Annotated in this window: 15 protein-coding genes; 3 read left to right on the top strand and 12 right to left on the bottom strand. The window is 58.1% G+C overall.

The genetic code is table 11. The features are described from left to right. Nucleotide 1: 1 nt before the first annotated feature. Nucleotides 2–2,041 carry a DNA topoisomerase IV subunit B gene (parE, locus tag CSR02_RS07155; protein ID WP_099541058.1) on the top strand — a complete coding sequence of 680 codons (2,040 nt, stop codon included), beginning with the start codon at nucleotides 2–4 and terminating at the stop codon, nucleotides 2,039–2,041. Between the two features lie 72 nt (nucleotides 2,042–2,113). Continuing rightward, nucleotides 2,114–3,037, top strand: coding sequence for an EamA family transporter (locus CSR02_RS07150; RefSeq protein WP_099541057.1), 924 nt, complete (start codon nucleotides 2,114–2,116; stop codon nucleotides 3,035–3,037). A gap of 28 nt (nucleotides 3,038–3,065) precedes the next feature. Here the strand turns inward: CSR02_RS07150 and CSR02_RS07145 are convergent, their stop codons facing one another. The 12 genes from CSR02_RS07145 to CSR02_RS07090 form a co-directional block, all read right to left on the bottom strand. Continuing rightward, nucleotides 3,066–4,583 (bottom strand): complex I subunit 4 family protein, encoded by a 1,518-nt coding sequence (locus tag CSR02_RS07145; protein WP_099541056.1) that lies wholly within the window; start codon nucleotides 4,581–4,583, stop codon nucleotides 3,066–3,068. 118 nt (nucleotides 4,584–4,701) lie between these two features. After that, nucleotides 4,702–6,636: a DNA mismatch repair endonuclease MutL gene (mutL, locus tag CSR02_RS07140; RefSeq protein ID WP_099541055.1), complete on the bottom strand. Its 1,935-nt coding sequence runs from the start codon at nucleotides 6,634–6,636 to the stop codon at nucleotides 4,702–4,704. 17 nt (nucleotides 6,637–6,653) lie between these two features. Next, nucleotides 6,654–7,184: a DUF3035 domain-containing protein gene (locus tag CSR02_RS07135; RefSeq protein ID WP_042788487.1), complete on the bottom strand. Its 531-nt coding sequence runs from the start codon at nucleotides 7,182–7,184 to the stop codon at nucleotides 6,654–6,656. Between the two features lie 46 nt (nucleotides 7,185–7,230). Further along, nucleotides 7,231–7,746, bottom strand: coding sequence for a signal peptidase II (gene lspA / locus CSR02_RS07130; RefSeq protein WP_099541054.1), 516 nt, complete (start codon nucleotides 7,744–7,746; stop codon nucleotides 7,231–7,233). Beyond that, a complete protein-coding gene (gene ileS, locus CSR02_RS07125) occupies nucleotides 7,743–10,658 on the bottom strand; it encodes an isoleucine--tRNA ligase (RefSeq protein WP_099541053.1) in 2,916 nt (971 codons plus the stop codon). The genes lspA and ileS overlap by 4 nt, the downstream gene beginning before the upstream one ends. 173 nt (nucleotides 10,659–10,831) lie before the next feature. Continuing rightward, nucleotides 10,832–11,779, bottom strand: a complete 948-nt coding sequence (locus CSR02_RS07120; protein WP_183172573.1) for a bifunctional riboflavin kinase/FAD synthetase — start codon at nucleotides 11,777–11,779, stop codon at nucleotides 10,832–10,834. Nucleotides 11,780–11,782: 3 nt separating this feature from the next. Then, nucleotides 11,783–12,487, bottom strand: coding sequence for an acireductone synthase (gene mtnC, locus CSR02_RS07115; RefSeq protein ID WP_099541052.1), 705 nt, complete (start codon nucleotides 12,485–12,487; stop codon nucleotides 11,783–11,785). Nucleotides 12,488–12,498: 11 nt separating this feature from the next. Further along, nucleotides 12,499–13,044: a 1,2-dihydroxy-3-keto-5-methylthiopentene dioxygenase gene (locus CSR02_RS07110; RefSeq protein ID WP_099541051.1), complete on the bottom strand. Its 546-nt coding sequence runs from the start codon at nucleotides 13,042–13,044 to the stop codon at nucleotides 12,499–12,501. Continuing rightward, nucleotides 13,041–13,664, bottom strand: a complete 624-nt coding sequence (locus CSR02_RS07105) for a methylthioribulose 1-phosphate dehydratase (protein ID WP_099541050.1) — start codon at nucleotides 13,662–13,664, stop codon at nucleotides 13,041–13,043. The genes CSR02_RS07110 and CSR02_RS07105 overlap by 4 nt, the downstream gene beginning before the upstream one ends. Nucleotides 13,665–13,696: 32 nt before the next feature. Continuing rightward, the gene (locus tag CSR02_RS07100; RefSeq protein ID WP_042788480.1) at nucleotides 13,697–13,951 is read right to left on the bottom strand and encodes a twin-arginine translocase TatA/TatE family subunit; all 255 of its coding nucleotides are present in this window, start codon (nucleotides 13,949–13,951) and stop codon (nucleotides 13,697–13,699) included. A gap of 127 nt (nucleotides 13,952–14,078) precedes the next feature. Then, nucleotides 14,079–14,537 carry a CHAP domain-containing protein gene (locus CSR02_RS07095; protein ID WP_099541049.1) on the bottom strand — a complete coding sequence of 153 codons (459 nt, stop codon included), beginning with the start codon at nucleotides 14,535–14,537 and terminating at the stop codon, nucleotides 14,079–14,081. Continuing rightward, a complete protein-coding gene (locus CSR02_RS07090) occupies nucleotides 14,534–15,193 on the bottom strand; it encodes a RecX family transcriptional regulator (protein ID WP_099541048.1) in 660 nt (219 codons plus the stop codon). Before CSR02_RS07090 ends, CSR02_RS07095 begins: the two co-directional genes overlap by 4 nt. A gap of 198 nt (nucleotides 15,194–15,391) precedes the next feature. On the opposite strand from CSR02_RS07090, the gene CSR02_RS07085 reads away from it, so the two are divergent. Next, a complete protein-coding gene (locus CSR02_RS07085) occupies nucleotides 15,392–16,639 on the top strand; it encodes an aspartate aminotransferase family protein (protein WP_183172574.1) in 1,248 nt (415 codons plus the stop codon). The last annotated feature ends 1 nt before the right edge of the window (nucleotide 16,640 follow it).

The raw sequence follows: 16,640 nt of genomic DNA, 5'->3' as shown, positions 1-16,640 counted from the left end.
CATGAGCGATCTGTTTTCCAATACCCCCCCAGCCCGCAAATCCTCCACCAGCAAATCCCGCGATACCAAGCCGGGCACGCAGGCAGACGCTGCACAGGCCTATGATGCCAGCGCCATTGAGGTTCTGGAGGGGCTGGAACCCGTGCGCCGCCGCCCCGGCATGTATATTGGCGGCACGGATGAAAGCGCGCTGCACCATCTGGCAGCGGAAATCCTTGATAACGCCATGGATGAAGCCGTGGCAGGCCATGCCAACACCATTGATGTGCGGCTGGATACAGACAACCGCCTGACAGTGCGGGATAACGGGCGTGGCATTCCGGTTGATCCGCACCCGCGCTTTCCCGATCGTTCCGCACTGGAAGTTATTTTGACCACCCTGCATGCAGGGGGGAAATTTTCTGGCAAGGCTTATGCCACATCGGGCGGCCTGCATGGGGTTGGCTCATCCGTGGTGAATGCGCTTTCCACCCGTATGGAAGTGGAAATTGCGCGTGATCGCACCGTATGGAAACAGGTGTATGAACGCGGCAAACCCGTTACCAAGCTGGAAAAAGTTGGCGCAGCCCCCAACCGGCGTGGCACCCAGATCAGCTTTCAGCCAGACCCGGAAATATTTGGCACGCATGTCTTTGTGCCCGCCCGCTTGTACCGCCTCTGCCGCTCCAAGGCGTTTCTTTTCCGTGGCGTTACCATCCGCTGGTCTTGCGATCCGGCGCTGATTAAAGCGGGGGATGAAACACCAGCAGAAGCCACCCTGCACTTTCCCGGTGGGCTGGCAGACAGCCTGGTGGATGAACTTGGCCCCAAGGCCCCGCTACTTACCCCCCTATGGGCTGGAGAAGCCCCTCTGCCGCCCGCCGCTGATGGTACAGATAACGGCAAGGTGGAATGGGCTGTGGCGTTTCTGGAACACGGTCCGGCCTCTTTGGTGTCTTACTGTAACACCATCCCCACCCCGCAGGGTGGCACGCACGAAACCGGATTCCGCAACGCGCTGGTAAAAGGCCTGCGCGCATGGGGGGATCAACGCTCCATCAAAAAAGCCTCGGCCATTACGGCGGAAGATGTGCTGGGCATGAGCGCGGGGCGGCTTTCCGTTTTTATTCGTGACCCACAGTTTCAGGGCCAGACCAAGGAAAAACTCACTTCATCCAGTGCCAGCAAGCTGGTGGAAACCGCTTTGCGAGACAGGTTTGACCATTGGCTGGCACAAAATCCGCCACAGGCCGATACGCTGCTGGGCTTTGCCATAGAACGGGCGGAAGAACGCCTGCGCCGCAAGGAACAAAGGGAAACACCACGTAAAAGCGCCACCCGCCGCCTGCGCCTGCCCGGCAAGCTAACAGATTGCACAAAAGAATTTGCCCCAGATACAGAAATCTTTCTGGTGGAAGGCGACTCGGCAGGTGGGTCCGCCAAGCAAGCCCGCAACCGCGAAACTCAGGCCGTGCTGCCCCTGCGCGGAAAGATTCTGAACGTTGCCAGCGCCACAGCAGAAAAACTGCGCAACAATCAGGAACTGCGTGATCTGATTGAAGCACTGGGCTGTGGATCTGGTGATAGATTTGATCTTTCCAAACTGCGCTACGGCCGCGTGATTATTATGACAGACGCAGATGTGGACGGCGCGCACATTGCCTCGCTGCTCATGACATTCTTTTACCGGGAGCTGCCGGAGCTTATCCGCAACGGGCACCTGTATCTGGCCCAGCCCCCGCTTTACCGCCTGACACAAGGTGCAAAATCGGTTTACGCCATGGATGATGCCGACCGTGACCGGAAAATGAAATCCGAGTTCAAGGCACGCGGCAAAATTGATGTCTCCCGCTTTAAAGGGCTAGGGGAAATGCCACCGGGGGATTTGAAAGAAACAACAATGGACCCCAAGCGCCGCACCCTGCTGCGTGTTATCACCCCGCAGGAGGACAGGCTTTCAACACGCCAGCGGGTAGAAAGCCTGATGGGCCGCAAGCCGGAACTGCGCTTTGCCTTTATTCAGGAACATGCACGCACAGTGGATGATCTGCTGGATGTTTAACCCCGTCCCTCTTACGGCAGCAGGCAGGGGGCTTTTTGTAAAAAGAACGCACCTGCCTGCATACAGGCGTGCATGACGGCATCTTCCACCACGGCTGGCCACCCTCTGCGCACGCGCCTGCTGGCCCTGTGCCAGCTCTTGGTCAGCATGGTGTGCATTCAGTTTGGCTCCTCCATTGCCAAGGCCATCCTGCCGGTATTTGGTGCCTTTGGCGTTATGGGTCTGCGTATCTGCTTGGCAGCATTAATACTGGTGCCACTTTTTAGAAGCTGGCGGTTTTTATCTGCGCATGTCTTGCGTCTGGTTCTTCCCTATGGATTGGCCATGACAGGCATGAACCTGAGTTTTTATCTGGCCCTCCAACATATTCCGCTCAGTACAACGGTTACGCTGGAATTTATTGGCCCCCTTGTGGTGGCCTTTTTGGGCTCTCGTAGGCTTTCCGATATCGGCTGGATTTTGCTGACCATATTGGGGCTGGCACTGGTGCTTAACCCCGCCACCGCCACCAACAAAACCGATTTTGTGGGCGTGGGCTTTGCCCTAATGGCCGCCTTGTGCTGGGGGCTTTATATTCTGTTTGGGCAGCGTGTGGCGGGCAAGGTGCCCGGTGCCCATGCCTGCGCCCTTGGCATGGCCTGTGGCGGCGCTGTGGTGTTTTTACCCTGCTTTGTGCCTGCTCTGGTAACAGGCTTTTCAGCGCCTGCCATGTTGGGGATGGGCATATTGGTGGCGCTCTGTTCTTCCGCCCTGCCCTATTCTCTGGAAATGCTGGCCATGCAGAACCTCAGCACGCGCGATATCGGTATTCTCAGCAGTTTGGAACCAGTATGCGCCACAATAGCCGGGGCCGTAATCCTGCACGAAACACCTTCTCCATTGCAGCTTTGTGGCATTTTGTGCGTGGTTGTGGCTTCAGCGGGCATTATTCTTACCCCCAGCAAACCAAAACAAAAGGCAGCTCCGGCATGGGATATGCCAGAACTGCCTAACTAAAAAAGAAACCCTTGTTTTTCAGGCCCTGTTAACGGGCCGCCACATGCAAAACAGCATGCGTGGAAGCTGAAGCCATATTGGCCGCGCTACCATGAATAGCCTGCATAATGACGGGGTCAAACAACCGGGTAAAGCTGCCCGGATGCACACCCATCCACAACGTCACAATGGCTAATGGCGCCAGCACGGCAATTTCTGCGGCTGTCAGATCCCGCAGCAGGCTTACCGTGCCTTTTACGCCACCAAACAGCACCCGCCGATACAGGGAGAGCATGTAAACCGCGCCCATAATCATGGTCGTGCCCGCCAGCAACGCCACCCAGAAGGATACATGCACAGCCCCCATAAGCACCAGCAGTTCCCCTACAAAGGACCCCGTGCCCGGTAGCCCCACATTGGCCATTGTAAACAGCATGGCCAACAGGGCCAAAACCGGCATCTGCCGCGCCACACCGCCTAGCGCATCAATCTGCTGGGTTTCGGCCCGCCATGCCACCGCTGCCACGCAGAAAAACAGAGCCGCAATAACCACCCCGTGAGAAAGCATCTGAAAGATTGCGCCATCAATGCCTTCCGCCGTGAGCGTAAACAGCCCCACGGCAATCATACCCATATGGGAAAAGGAGGAATATGCAATCACGCGCTTCATGTCTGTTTGGGCAAAAGCCACAAAAGCCGCATAGATAATGGCCACAACCCCAAGAGCCAGCACATAGGGTGCAAACAGCCGCACGGCATCGGGGAACATCAACACCCCAAAACGCAGCAACCCGTAAGCGCCTGTTTTAGAAAGCACGCCAGAAAGCATGGCGGAGGCCGGTGTTGGGGCCTCGGAATACGCATCGGGCAGCCACGCATGCAGCGGAAACAGCGGCAGTTTGACACCAAAGGCCAGCAGAAAGGCCAGCAGTAACCAGCCCTGCAAGGGCTGGGAGAAGCCCGCGTGCATTAAGGCCGGAATATCCGTGGTGCCCGTTTGCAGCCACATGGTGATAAGCCCCACCAGCATGAACAGCGAGCCACCAAACGTGAACAGAAAGAACTGAAGCGAGGCCCAAACGCGTTTTGGCCCGCCCCAAACGCCAATCATCAGGCTACCGGGAATAAGCGTTGCTTCATAAAACACATAAAACAGCAGCATATCCTGTGCAGAAAACAGGCCAAACAAGGCTGTTTCCAGTGCCAGCATGGCGGCTACAAACTGCCGCCCCTGTGTTTGCACGCTGCGCCAGCCTGCCCCAAGCGCCAGTGGCGTAAGAAACGCCGTAAGCAGAATGAACACCAAGCTGATGCCATCCACCCCCGTATGGTAGGAAATTCCGTAATCTCCCATCCAGCGCAGGCGTGTTTCAAATTGCAGACCGGGCTGGGAAGGATCAAACTCCAGCCACATCAGCACACTTAGGCCAAGCGTAATAAGGCTGCTCCACAACCCAACCCACCGGGCTGTGCTGTCCTGTTGTTCTGGCCTGCCGGGCGCAAAAAATGCCACCAGCGCTGCAACAAGAGGAAGATAGGTTATGAGCGAAAGCAGGATGGGCTGCACGGCATCACCACCATTCAGGTTATATAAAGAGGCTGTAAACCTGCTCTTTTTTGCAGGCTGATGCCAGCGGGTGGCCGTTCACGTTCAGCCGATCACACCACGCAGAACAGCCATATCCCTAGCGGCGGCCAAACAACTTTTCGAGATCAGCCTTGCTGAGCTTCAGCCATGTGGGCCGCCCGTGTGAGCATGTGCCCGCGCGGGGTGTTTCTTCCATCTGGCGAAGCAGCGCGTTCATTTCCTCAACACTCAGCCTGCGCCCGGCCCGAATACTGCCGTGGCAGGCCATGCGGGCAATTACGGCATCCAGCCGCCCATCAAGCGCTGCCATTTCATCCGGCGCGCCGTTTTCATCCGCTTCCAGCTCATCTGCCAGATCACGCAGCAGATTTACGGCATCACTGCTGCGTAGCATGGCCGGCAAAGCCCTTACCAGAACGGAATCGCCACCAAAGGCTTCAATTTCCACACCCAGTTTTTCCAGCGTGGGCTGGCGGGCCAGGAGCAGGTCCACCTGTGCACGGGGCAGGTCCACCACATCGGGCACCAGCAAACGCTGCGCCTGCACATGCCCGCTTAAAAATTGCGCCCGCAGGCGTTCATGCGTCAGCCGTTCATGCGCTGCGTGCTGATCCACCAGAACCAGACTGCCATCTGCCGCCACGGCCAGAATATATGTATCCAACACCTGCGCGATAGCCGCCCCCAAAGGGTGATCTGCCGCAATTGGCTGTGCTGGGGCCATAGCTGCCGCATGGGGGGGCGTTACCTCTGCGTTTGCAGAGGTCTGCGGCAGATCCCACCCAGTGCCAGATGAAGGCATGGCAACAGGCGGCAAGGTTCTGGCTGCCGGGGCATCACCAAACTGCAACCGGCCTTCGGCAAAACGTGCGCCTTCTGGCGTTGGGGCATGAAACGCGGGAGCAGGCACCGGCGGAACTGCCCCTTTTTCGGGCGGATACCAAATACGCGCCTGCCGTGGGGCAGAGGAAAGAACAGGCCGCACCCCTACGTCCCCCGCTCCGTGCTCCAATGCGCGCTGAATGGTGCCAATAACCAGAGAGCGCACGCTGGCTTCATCTGCAAAACGGAGTTCCGTTTTGGCCGGGTGCACGTTAACATCTACTCTATCCGGCGGCACCGTGAGCATAAGTGCAACAACGGGGTGCCTGCCGGGTTCAATCACGCGCCTATAGGCCACGCGCACGGCAGTTTTCAGCACCGGGTCCACCACCGGGCGGCCATTTACCAGCATGAACTGCCCATTGGCCGTAGAACGATGCACCGATGGCGGACAAATAAACCCGCTAAGGGTCATGCCATCGCGTTCACCAGAAATTTCCAGAAAACCATCTGCCTCGCTGGCATCCAGCAAGGCGGCAGAACGTGCGGCCATATCCTGCGCGGGCAGATCAAACAGCACGCGCTCATCCAGCACAAAGCGAAAGGCCGTTTGAGGCACAGCCAAAGCCAGACGCCGCACCACGTTTTCAGCGTGTCGGCCTTCCACACGGGCACTTTTTAAAAACTTGCGCCGCGCAGGTGTGGCAAAAAACAGATCTTCCACCACCACGCTGGTGCCCGGCGCACCGGCTGCGGGTTCAACAGGAGAAACCTTGCCGCCCTCTACCCGAATACGCCACGCGCCACTTTCCCCCCTTGGGCGAGAGGTAATGCACAGCCGCGCTGCCGCGCCAATGGAAGGCAGAGCCTCCCCCCGAAAGCCGAGCGTGCTGATATGCACCAATGTTTCATCGCGCAGTTTGGATGTGCAGTGCCGGTCCACCGCCAGCGCCAGATCGGCAGGAGACATGCCCATACCATCATCGGTAACGATAATGCGGTCCACACCCCCACCTGCCAGAGAAACCTCCAGCCTGTGGGCACCTGCATCTATGGCGTTTTCAACCAGCTCCTTCACTGCTGCGGCAGGGCGTTCTATCACCTCACCTGCGGCAATGCGGTTCACAATCACTTCTGGCAGCCGCCGCACATGGGCCGGTGTTGTGGGCGGATTTGTATCCATACCGGGTTCAGCAAACAGGCCGGACATGCGTCAGACCTTTCTGATCAGAACAGACCAGAGCCTTTGGCGTGCTGTGTGGGTGTAACCCCTTTGGTGGGTGAATTGCCAAGGGCTGCATTGGTTTTCAGGCGGCGGTTTTCTGCATCCGCATCCACCACGGCCCCCGCCTTGCCGCCTTTCCAGAACATCAGCTCCTGCACAAAGCCCGAACCGGCTTCACCCAGTTCACCCCGATCCGGCGCATCCGATGCCTCTGTGGCTTCGTTCACCAAAATGGTCTGGCCTTCACTGGTATCACCGTTTGTGCCACGCAGCGCCACATCGGGGGAAAGTGTTTCCAGCGCCTGTAGGCGTTCACTTTCATCCTGCTGGCGGTCATCACCTTTTGTTGGCTTTACCAGCTCATCTGATGGCGGCATGGAAAGCGGGGCACGGGTTGTAACCGTGTATTCATCCGGCAGGCTGCGCTCCAGCCCGAACGCACGGGCGGCCTCATTCCCTGAACAGCCACTTAGCAAAAAGCAGCCGCCAAGAAGCAGCAGCGGAGAAATCAGTGTCGAAACACGGCGCGCCATCGTCTGCCTTCCACTCATCCTGAAAAAACACCCAGCCCTTTGGGGATTACCCGGTTTTTACGTTATCCTGTTGCGGGCTGCCTGCCAGAAAATTCTGCACCAGCAGCATGCATACGGCGCATACTATAGCGGAATCCGCCACGTTGAATACATACCATGACCACCCAAAAGCATGGGCATGCAGAAAATCCACCACCGCCCCATAGCGCACACGGTCCATAACGTTGCCAATGGCCCCGCCCGTAATGGCGCCAACACACATGGCTGTCAGCCTGCTGTGGGTACGGAAAATCCATACCAGAAGGCAGCAGGCCACGGCCAGAGCAATGGCAGAAAATACAATACGCCCCGCCCCACCAAGGCCGCCAAACATGCCAAAAGTAACCGCGTGGTTCCAGACCATGGTGAAATTAAGAAATGGCAACACTTTAACAGAACCCCGCGCGGGCAGATCCAGCCCGTACAGAATCCAGTATTTACTCAGCTGATCTGCTGAAAGGGTCAGCATCAGCACCAGCAGGCCGAGGCCTGCCGGGCGCAGCATGAAGGGGCGAGAACTCACGCGCCCTCCTGCCCTGTGTGTGGGCCACCCTGCTGTTCCACCACATCGGCGCAGCGCAGGCACAAGCCAGCGTAATCATCCCGCGTGCCGGTTTCTGGCAGAACCTTCCAACAGCGCACGCATTTTTCACCGTCTGCAACCTGCACAACCGGCGCACCATGCAGCGTGCCGCCTTCATCCCCTTCCACGTAAATCGAGGAAGATGTGGGGTCCACCACCACATCCACGTGGGAAACAATGGCCAGTTCGCTCCAGTTTACACCGGCGAACAGTGCGGCTTCTTCTTCAGAGAACGTCAGTTCAACCTGTGCCTGAAGGGAGGAACCAATGGTGCCCTCACGCCGTGCACCTTCAATTTCCGTGGTGATGATACGCCGCACGGAACGAATACGCGCCCAGCGTTCATCCAGTGCCGGATCATTCCATTCCGCCGGCAATTCGGGGAAGGCCTGCTCATGCACGCTTTGTTCTGCCCCAAAACGGGATGTCCATGCCTCTTCCGCCGTAAACACCAGCACGGGGGCCAGCCACGTTGTCAGGCAGCGTTGCAGAATATCCAGCACTGTGCGAGCCGCGCGCCGTGTGGGGTTGGAAGGTGCATCGCAATACAACGCATCCTTGCGGATATCGAAGTAGAATGCAGACAGATCTGTGGTGCAGAACCCATGCAGGGCCGGATATACCCCCACCCATTCATGTGTTTCCACTGCACGGGCAATCAGCCCACCCAGTTCTGTCAGGCGATGCAGCACCCAGCGTTCCAACTCTGGCAGCTCGGCATACGGCACGGCTTCTGCTTCTGTATAGCCATCTAGCGCACCCAGCAGCCAGCGCAGCGTGTTGCGCAGGCGGCGATACAGCTCACCCTGCTGCTTGAGAATTTCCTTGCCAATGCGCAGATCATCATTGGTATCGGAGTTCACCACCCACAGGCGCAGCACGTCTGCGCCCAAGCTGTCATTCACATCCTGCGGGGCAATCACGTTGCCGAGGGATTTGGACATCTTACGGCCCTGCTCATCCAGAACAAAACCATTGGTGACCAATGCCTTGTAAGGTGAAACACCACGCGTGCCCACACTTTCCAGCAGGGAAGACTGGAACCAGCCCCGATGCTGGTCCGAGCCTTCCAGATACAGATCGGCCGGAAAGCTCAGCCCCGGCTTGCCCAGCACGAAGGCATGGGTGGAGCCACTTTCGAACCACACATCCACGATATCGAACACCTGATCATAATCATCTGGATTACGATCCGGGCCGAGGAAGCGTGCGGGTTCAGAGCTGTACCACGCATCTGCCCCTTCTTCCTTAAAGGCATCCACCACGCGCTGCATCACATCGGCATCACGCAGCACTTCGCCTGTGCGTTTTTCAACAAACACGGCAATGGGCACGCCCCATGCACGCTGGCGGCTAATGCACCAGTCTGGGCGGGTGCGGATCATGGATGTTAGCCGGTTACGCGCCTGTGCGGGCACGAAGGTGACATCTTCCAGCGCCTTGAGAGCTTTTTCACGCAGCGAATCCTCACCATCCATACGGATGAACCACTGCGGCGTGGCACGATAGATAACCGGTGCGCGTGAACGCCATGAATGTGGGTAGGAGTGCACAATTTCACCACGCCCCACCAGCCCAGCCGGGGCTGTGCCGTTGGCGTTGGCATGTTCCATCACCGCTTCCAGCGTGGAGCAGATAACATCTGCCGCCTTGAACACATGCGTGCCTGCAAAGCCTGAAACCCACGGCGCATATGTGCCATCGGCCTGCACAACTTCAGGCACTTCCACGCCGTACATGCGGCAAAGCTGGAAGTCATCCTCACCATGAGAAGGCGCCATGTGCACAAGGCCGGTGCCAGCCTCGGTCGTTACAAATTCACCCGGCAGCATGGGCACATCAAAATCATAGCCCGCACCACGCAGCGGATGGGAGCATACGGCCCCTTTCAGCGCGCTGCCCGGCAGGGTGTAGAGGATATGATGCGCAGTAACGTGGGCTTCCTGACAGAAGGCATCCACCAGCGCTTCGGCCACCAGCACCTTTGCGCCGGGTTCAAGCAATGCGCCCTCACCTGTTTCATCCACCCGCAGCACCACGTAGGTGATTTCCGGCCCATAAGCCAAGGCACGGTTGCCGGGGATGGTCCACGGTGTGGTGGTCCAGATGACAACCGATACATCTTCCAACGCATGAGCTGGCGTGGGGTCCCGCACAACAGGGAAGGCCACCAGAATGGTGGTGGAGGTGTGATCGTGATATTCAATTTCCGCTTCGGCCAGAGCGGTTTTTTCAACCGGGCTCCACATCACTGGGCGCAGGCCACGATACAGCCGCCCGTTGAGCAGGAACTTGCCGATTTCATTCACAATAGCCGCTTCGGATGAAAAATCCATGGTGGCGTAGCGGTTCTGCCATTCCGCCTGCACGCCAAGCCGCTTGAACTCCTGCATCTGAATGTTCAGCCACTCTGCCGCATAGGCGCGACATTCGGCACGGAACTCCAGCACAGGCACGGAATCCTTGTCCTTTTTTGCCTTGCGGTATTTTTCTTCCACCTTCCATTCAATCGGAAGGCCGTGGCAATCCCACCCCGGCACATAGCGCACGCCATAGCCGGACATGCGGTGGGCGCGGTTGATCACATCCTTGTTGATCTTGTTCATGGCATGGCCAATGTGCAGGTGGCCATTGGCATACGGGGGGCCATCATGCAGCGTAAAGGTGGGGCGCCCTTCCGCCTGCTGTTTCAGCCGCGCATCCAGCCCGGTTTCTTCCCAATTTTTAAGCCATTGGGGTTCCTGCTTTGGCAGGCCTCCACGCATGGGGAAAGAGGTACGGGGCAGGAACACCGTATCACGATACAGATCGGCGGGGGATTGGGTGTCCTGGTCGCTACTGGATGTGGTCATGAGCGGGTGATGTCACTTCAGTTCGGGTTCATGGTCTGGCCCCGCATGTGCTGGTCAAACCATCTTGCATTCAGGCTCTTATCAAAAAGGACAAGCGCAGGGTCAAGCATGAACGGCCACATGGCAGCCGCAAAATATATTCTGCCCCATCTGCCCGCACTTTTACAGAGGGGTTATATGCCTGCCAGTTCGGCGTTCAGAACCACGCGTGCCTGCTGCGCATCCTGCGCGATCTGGGCCTTGAGTTCATCCAGCCCGGCAAAGCGCTGTTCTGCCCGCAGCATTTTATGCAGCGCTACAGACAGTGTCTGGCCGTACAAATCACCATCAAAGTCAAACAGGTGCACTTCCACGCGGCTTTCCTGCCCATCGTTAATGGTGGGTCTGCGGCCAATATTGGCCACGCCGGGGCGTGTATACCCACCAGGCAGGCGCACTGTTACGGCGTAAACCCCACGTGCGGGTTCCAGATGCCGCCCCAGTGGAATATTGGCTGTCGGAAAGCCCAGCAGACGGCCGCGCTTATCACCATGCTGCACCTGCCCGCGAATAAACCACGGTCGGCCCAGTTCTTCCGCTGCGCGTTCGGGATACCCTTCCTGCAACAGCCGCCGGATGCGGGTGGAGGAATACGGCCCTGCCGCATCTGCCAGCGCTGGCACGGATGTAAAGCCCATACCCAGCTCACCCGTGCGTTCGGCCAGAAACGTAACATCACCCCCGCGCCGATAGCCGAAGGCAAAGTCCGGCCCACAGGCAACGTGGCGCAGGCACAGGGCATCATGCAGCACGTCTTCTACAAACCGCTCTGCCGTCATGCGGGAGAACTCTTCATCAAACCCGATCTGGAACACATGCTGCACGCCCAGCGCCTGCAGGGCGGCAAAGCGCTCATCTGGCAGGCTTAGACGGAATGGTGGATCCTGCGGGCGAAAAAGCTCACGCGGGTGGGGTTCAAACGTTACCACCGCCAAGGGCAGATCTGGCCGGGCGGCATGAGTGGAATGAACCAGATGGGCGTGGCCCAGATGCACACCATCAAAATTGCCAAGCGCTGCCGCACAGCCGTGCGCTTCCGGCGGAATATCCCGCCAGTTTGTGTGCAACCGGGCTTTCAGCACTTTTTATGCTCCTTCCGGCAGGCCAAACATCTGCCCCGCCTGCGGCAGAGATTGCGCTACAGGATGGGTAGTACCTGCCACCGTGCCATCTTCCGGGCGGGCAATCTGGCATACACGCAGGCCCGCTTGGGCTGCTGCATCCAGTTCTGCCACCACATCGGACAGAAACAGCACATCCTGCCCCTGCCAGCCACTTTGTTCCAGAATATGGCGATAACTTTGCGCGTTTTTCTTACCACCAACGCGCAGATCAAAAAATGCACTGAATAGCGAGGTCAGGTTCCCCTGCGCGGTATAGCCATAAATCAGCTTTTGCGCGGCTTCAGAACCAGAGGAATACACGGCCAGTATAAGCCCTACGGCTTTCCATGCCTTTAGGGTGGGGGCAACATCCGGGTAAAGCTGGGCTTCCAGCTCTCCTTTTTCATACCCCTGTTGCCAGCACAAACCTTGCAGGCTTTTAAGCGGGGCCACCTTGGCATCCTCTGCCATCCAGCGCTCAAGCTGCTCCAGCGGAGGCACGCCGGGAGCAGCTTGGGCAATCTGGGCCAGTGCTTCCTGCACCACCGGGTTATCATGCTGCGCCAGCAATGCGGGCAGATGTTTGCGCGCATAGGGAAACAGCACTTTATGCACAAAAGCCACTGGCAAAGTGGTGCCCTCAATATCCAGCAGCACCACGCGCGGAGGAATCCGGGTATCGGCCATTATGCCCTCAATCAGTTTTCGTAAGATGGAAACTGCCGGGCAATATCGGTGCCTGTATAGCGGGCTACCCAGCCTTCCTTGTGTGTGAAAATGCGCAGCGTGACCATATCTGGCTCTGGCCCGGCATCAAACCAGTGTTTTGTGCCTTCTGGCACAGAAATCAGATCTGTTTGCGTGCATTCCACATCGTAAACATAGCCGGCAATATGCAGAATGAAGTGCCCGCTACCGTGCACAAAAAAGCGGATTTCATCTTCACTATGCGTATGTTCGGACAGGAACTTGTCCCGCAAGGCATCACGATTGGGCGTAGAAGGGCTTACGCGCAGCACATCGGCAGAGCCTGCGCCTGTTTCCCCCATCAGCTTATCCAGAAACGGGCCATATACATCCAGCACGGCCTGCTCATCCGCATCCCTTGGGGGAATCTGCGGGCCTTCCCAGCGCTCAAACCGCACGCCCAGTGGTGCCAGAACGCGGGCCATTTCTGCCGGGTCCTGCGTTTGCAGCACGGGGTGTTCGGGGGTGGTATCCTTGTAAACTGTCAGGGAACTCATACGTGCAGTTTCCTTCGCTCAAGCGCGCAGGCCAGCAGGAACTCCAGCCCTTCCAGCCGCGCAAGGGCGGTGGGCATATCCTTGCCCCACACATATACACCGTGGCCGCGAATAATGTAGCCCGCTGGCATGCCTGTGCCAAAAAACGGTTCTACCACGTCTGCCAGCTGCGCAATGTCCTGATCGTTCTCAAACAAGGGCACCTGCACGGATGTTGCGTGCGTGGTCTGCCCTTCAAACACTTTCAGAACTTCGTAGTCCGCCAGCGTAAGTGCTGCTGTTTCTTCCTCCATGGACAGAACAGTGGAGGCCACGGAATGACCATGCAGCACTGCGCCCATTTGCGGGAAATGGCGGTAAATCTGGCAATGCAACAGCGTTTCCGCGCTGGGCCGGTTTTCCGGGCTATGCGGTTTGCCCTGCATATCCACAGTAATCACGTCTGCCGCTTGTAGGAAGCCTTTGTGGCAGCCAGAGCGCGTAATGGCTATGCGGCCATCTGCCAGCTTGCGGCTGATATTGCCTGCTGTAGCTGGCACCCATCCGCGCTGATCCATCCGCTGCCCGGCAAACAGAATATCCTGCACAGCACGGGCAAAATCCGTAACGGTCTGATCCATGGCTTTATCTGCTCGCCTGAACTGCCTGCACCTTACGGCTGAACAGATTTATCTGCTGGGGCTGCGGTGCGCTGCTCCACCGTAGAAGATGCTGGCGGGGCAATATGCCCGCTGCCTGAACGTGCGGCACTCTCATCCATGGGTTCATCATCCGCCATGTGTTTCTTGAAGGATTTGATGCCCTTGGCCATATCACCCATCAATGAGCTGATTTTGCCGCCCCCACCAAAAACCACAAGCACAACCACAAGCACAATCAGCCAGTGCCAGATACTCAAGCTACCCATCAAACCAGTCCCCTACACTTGCGGCACACGGCCAAAATGATCATGCGCTGCACATCTTGTTTGTACATGATGGCCCAAACACATTCTTGCAAGTTTTTCCTTGCGTGGCCAACCCGCCTTCTGGGTTTTAACTTCCGCCCGTGCCTGTTGGTTCAATAAAACCATAAACGGGATAAACCGTTTTGCCCATGGCATGAATGGGGCTCCACCACACGCGCACACGCGACCAGTTATTGTTGGGGGAAACATCCACCACGGGGGCATGGTGTGTTACCCGCCCTGGCTCCCAATTAGCATGATCCACCAGCACAAGGCGCGAGTTACGCACCTGCTCCACAACAGAAACATGGCCAGAAGGCAACCTGCCGGTAGAACGAAACACCAGAACATCCCCCGGCCTGGGGGAGGATGTGCGGGCATACTGCCCCTGTGCCTGCCCCCACCAGCTGGCCGCCGCACCGCGCAGGTTTACGCCAGAATGTTCCCGCGCATAGGGCGCGCACTGCACAGATCCGCTCCAGCTTCCGCGCCCGCCGCCACAGGCCGCAAGTAATAAAGGCAGAACAAGAACAAGGCTACGCTTCACGATTCGGCCCTCAAACGTTGCATCCAGTCCTCCGCTTCCGTGGGGGGCATATCCAAAACCTGTTCCGCCACATCCCGCGCATATCCCGCACGCGCCAGCACCCCCAGCGCCTTGTGCCTGCGGGCAAGGGCCTGCTCGGTATCGGCCTCATCATCCGCAACATAAGGTGTGGCAAAGGGCCCCAGCCTGCGCTTGCGCGCCAGAACCAGTGCGGCACACAATTCTCTTTGCGCAGGAGAAAACCCTTCCACTGCATCCCGCAAGGCGGCATCGCGCAGATCTGCCTCCACCCCACGCGCAGCCAGATGCGCCTGCACCGCCCGGCCAGACCGGCCAGACCGCACCAGCCTGCGTGCGCGAGATGTGGCAAAACTGGCATCATCCACCGCGCCAAGGCGCACCATTTCTTCTGCTATTTCAGCCACTAAGGGGCGCAGCGCTTGTGCGGCTGCGGCCACATCCTCTGCCTCCACTCCGGCTTTAAGGGCCTGCTTCTCCCACCGTGCAATCCGGCGCAGAAGTACCTGTTCCAGCCCGTGGCGCGTGGTGCCAAAACGTGCCAGATGCGCCAATGCCGCCTCGCGCAATACGCGGCGATCAAGCTGCGGAAACCCCGATGATGAAGATGCGTGTGAGGAAGAGCCAGAATGCGTCATCCCTTTTTCTTACCCATTCCCGCCATGCAGGAAAATATGCAACAGGCCATGCCGCGCATGTTGCATATGCACAATTTTCCGCACAGAATATTTGACTTCAACCCGCACAAAAGGCCATGATGCGCCCGCAATACGGGCCGCCCGCTCACCTTATATCAAGGCAGCGGGCGTTTTTCGTTCTGCACTCCACTTCTCACCATGCAGGTTTATCAACCGCCAGCACAAAGACCAGATTCCATGATTTCTGCCCTGATGCCGACATACAAGCGCGCTGACCTCGCCTTTGAGCGGGGAGAAGGCTCCTGGCTGCACACGTCGGACGGGCGACGATTTCTGGACTTTGCCGCAGGTATTGCCACGTGCTCCATTGGCCACGCACACCCCAAGATGGTGGAAGCCGTAAGCCAGCAGGCTGCAAAGGTGATGCATGTTTCCAACCTGTTCCAGATTCCGCAGGCGGAAAAGCTGGCACGCAGGCTGGTTGAAAACTCCTTTGCCGATAGCGTGTTCTTCTGCAATTCCGGCGCGGAAGCCAACGAAGGCATGGTGAAAATGGCCCGCCGCGCCCAGATGATGGCAGGCCACCCCGAACGCACAGAAATTATCTGCATGGATGGAGCTTTTCATGGCCGCACGCTGGCCATGCTTTCTGCCACCGGCAACCCGAAATATCTGGAAGGCTTTGGTGAGCCTGTAAAAGGCTTCCTGCACGTTCCGTTCAACGATATTGAAGCCGTAAAAGCCGCCATTACCCCCAACACGGCCGCCGTTATGCTGGAACCCATTCAGGGTGAAAGCGGCATTAAGGTTGCCAGCCCGGAATATCTGCGTGCACTGCGTGCACTGTGTAATGAAACTGGCGTGCTGCTGGCGCTGGATGAGGTGCAGTGTGGCGTTGGCCGTACGGGCCGTCTGTTTGCGCATGAGTGGGCAGGCATCAAGCCAGATATTGTCAGCACGGCCAAAGGTTTGGGCGGGGGCTTCCCCATTGGGGCCATTCTTACCACAGAAACCATTGCCAAGGGCATGACACCGGGCACACATGGCACAACATTTGGCGGTAACCCGCTGGCCTGCGCGGCAGGTAATGCTGTGCTGGATGTTATTTTGGCCCCCGGCTTTTTAGATCAGGTTTGCGCCCGCGCTGCCCTGCTGGATGAACTGCTGGACAGCCTTGTGGCCGATGCGCCAGATATTTTTGCCCAGCGCCGTGGCCTTGGCCTGCTGATTGGCCTGCGCTGCGTACCTGCCGTGGGTGATGTACAGGGGGCTGCGCAGGATGCGGGCCTTTTGTGTGTAACGGCGGGTGATAACGTGCTGCGCCTTGTGCCGCCGCTTACCGTTTCCGAAGAAGAATGCCGTAAGGCTGTGGCCCTGCTGGTTCAGGCTGTCAGCACCATCAGAGAAAACCATAAAAACAAAACAGTTCTGGAGCCAACAGCGTGAA

Origin of the sequence: Acetobacter pomorum (genome assembly GCF_002738225.1) — a bacterium.
In the GTDB taxonomy this organism is placed as follows: Bacteria; Pseudomonadota; Alphaproteobacteria; order Acetobacterales; family Acetobacteraceae; genus Acetobacter; species Acetobacter pomorum.
Note: the sequence above shows the minus strand (reverse complement) of the source record. Positions and strands in the feature narration are given on the sequence as shown.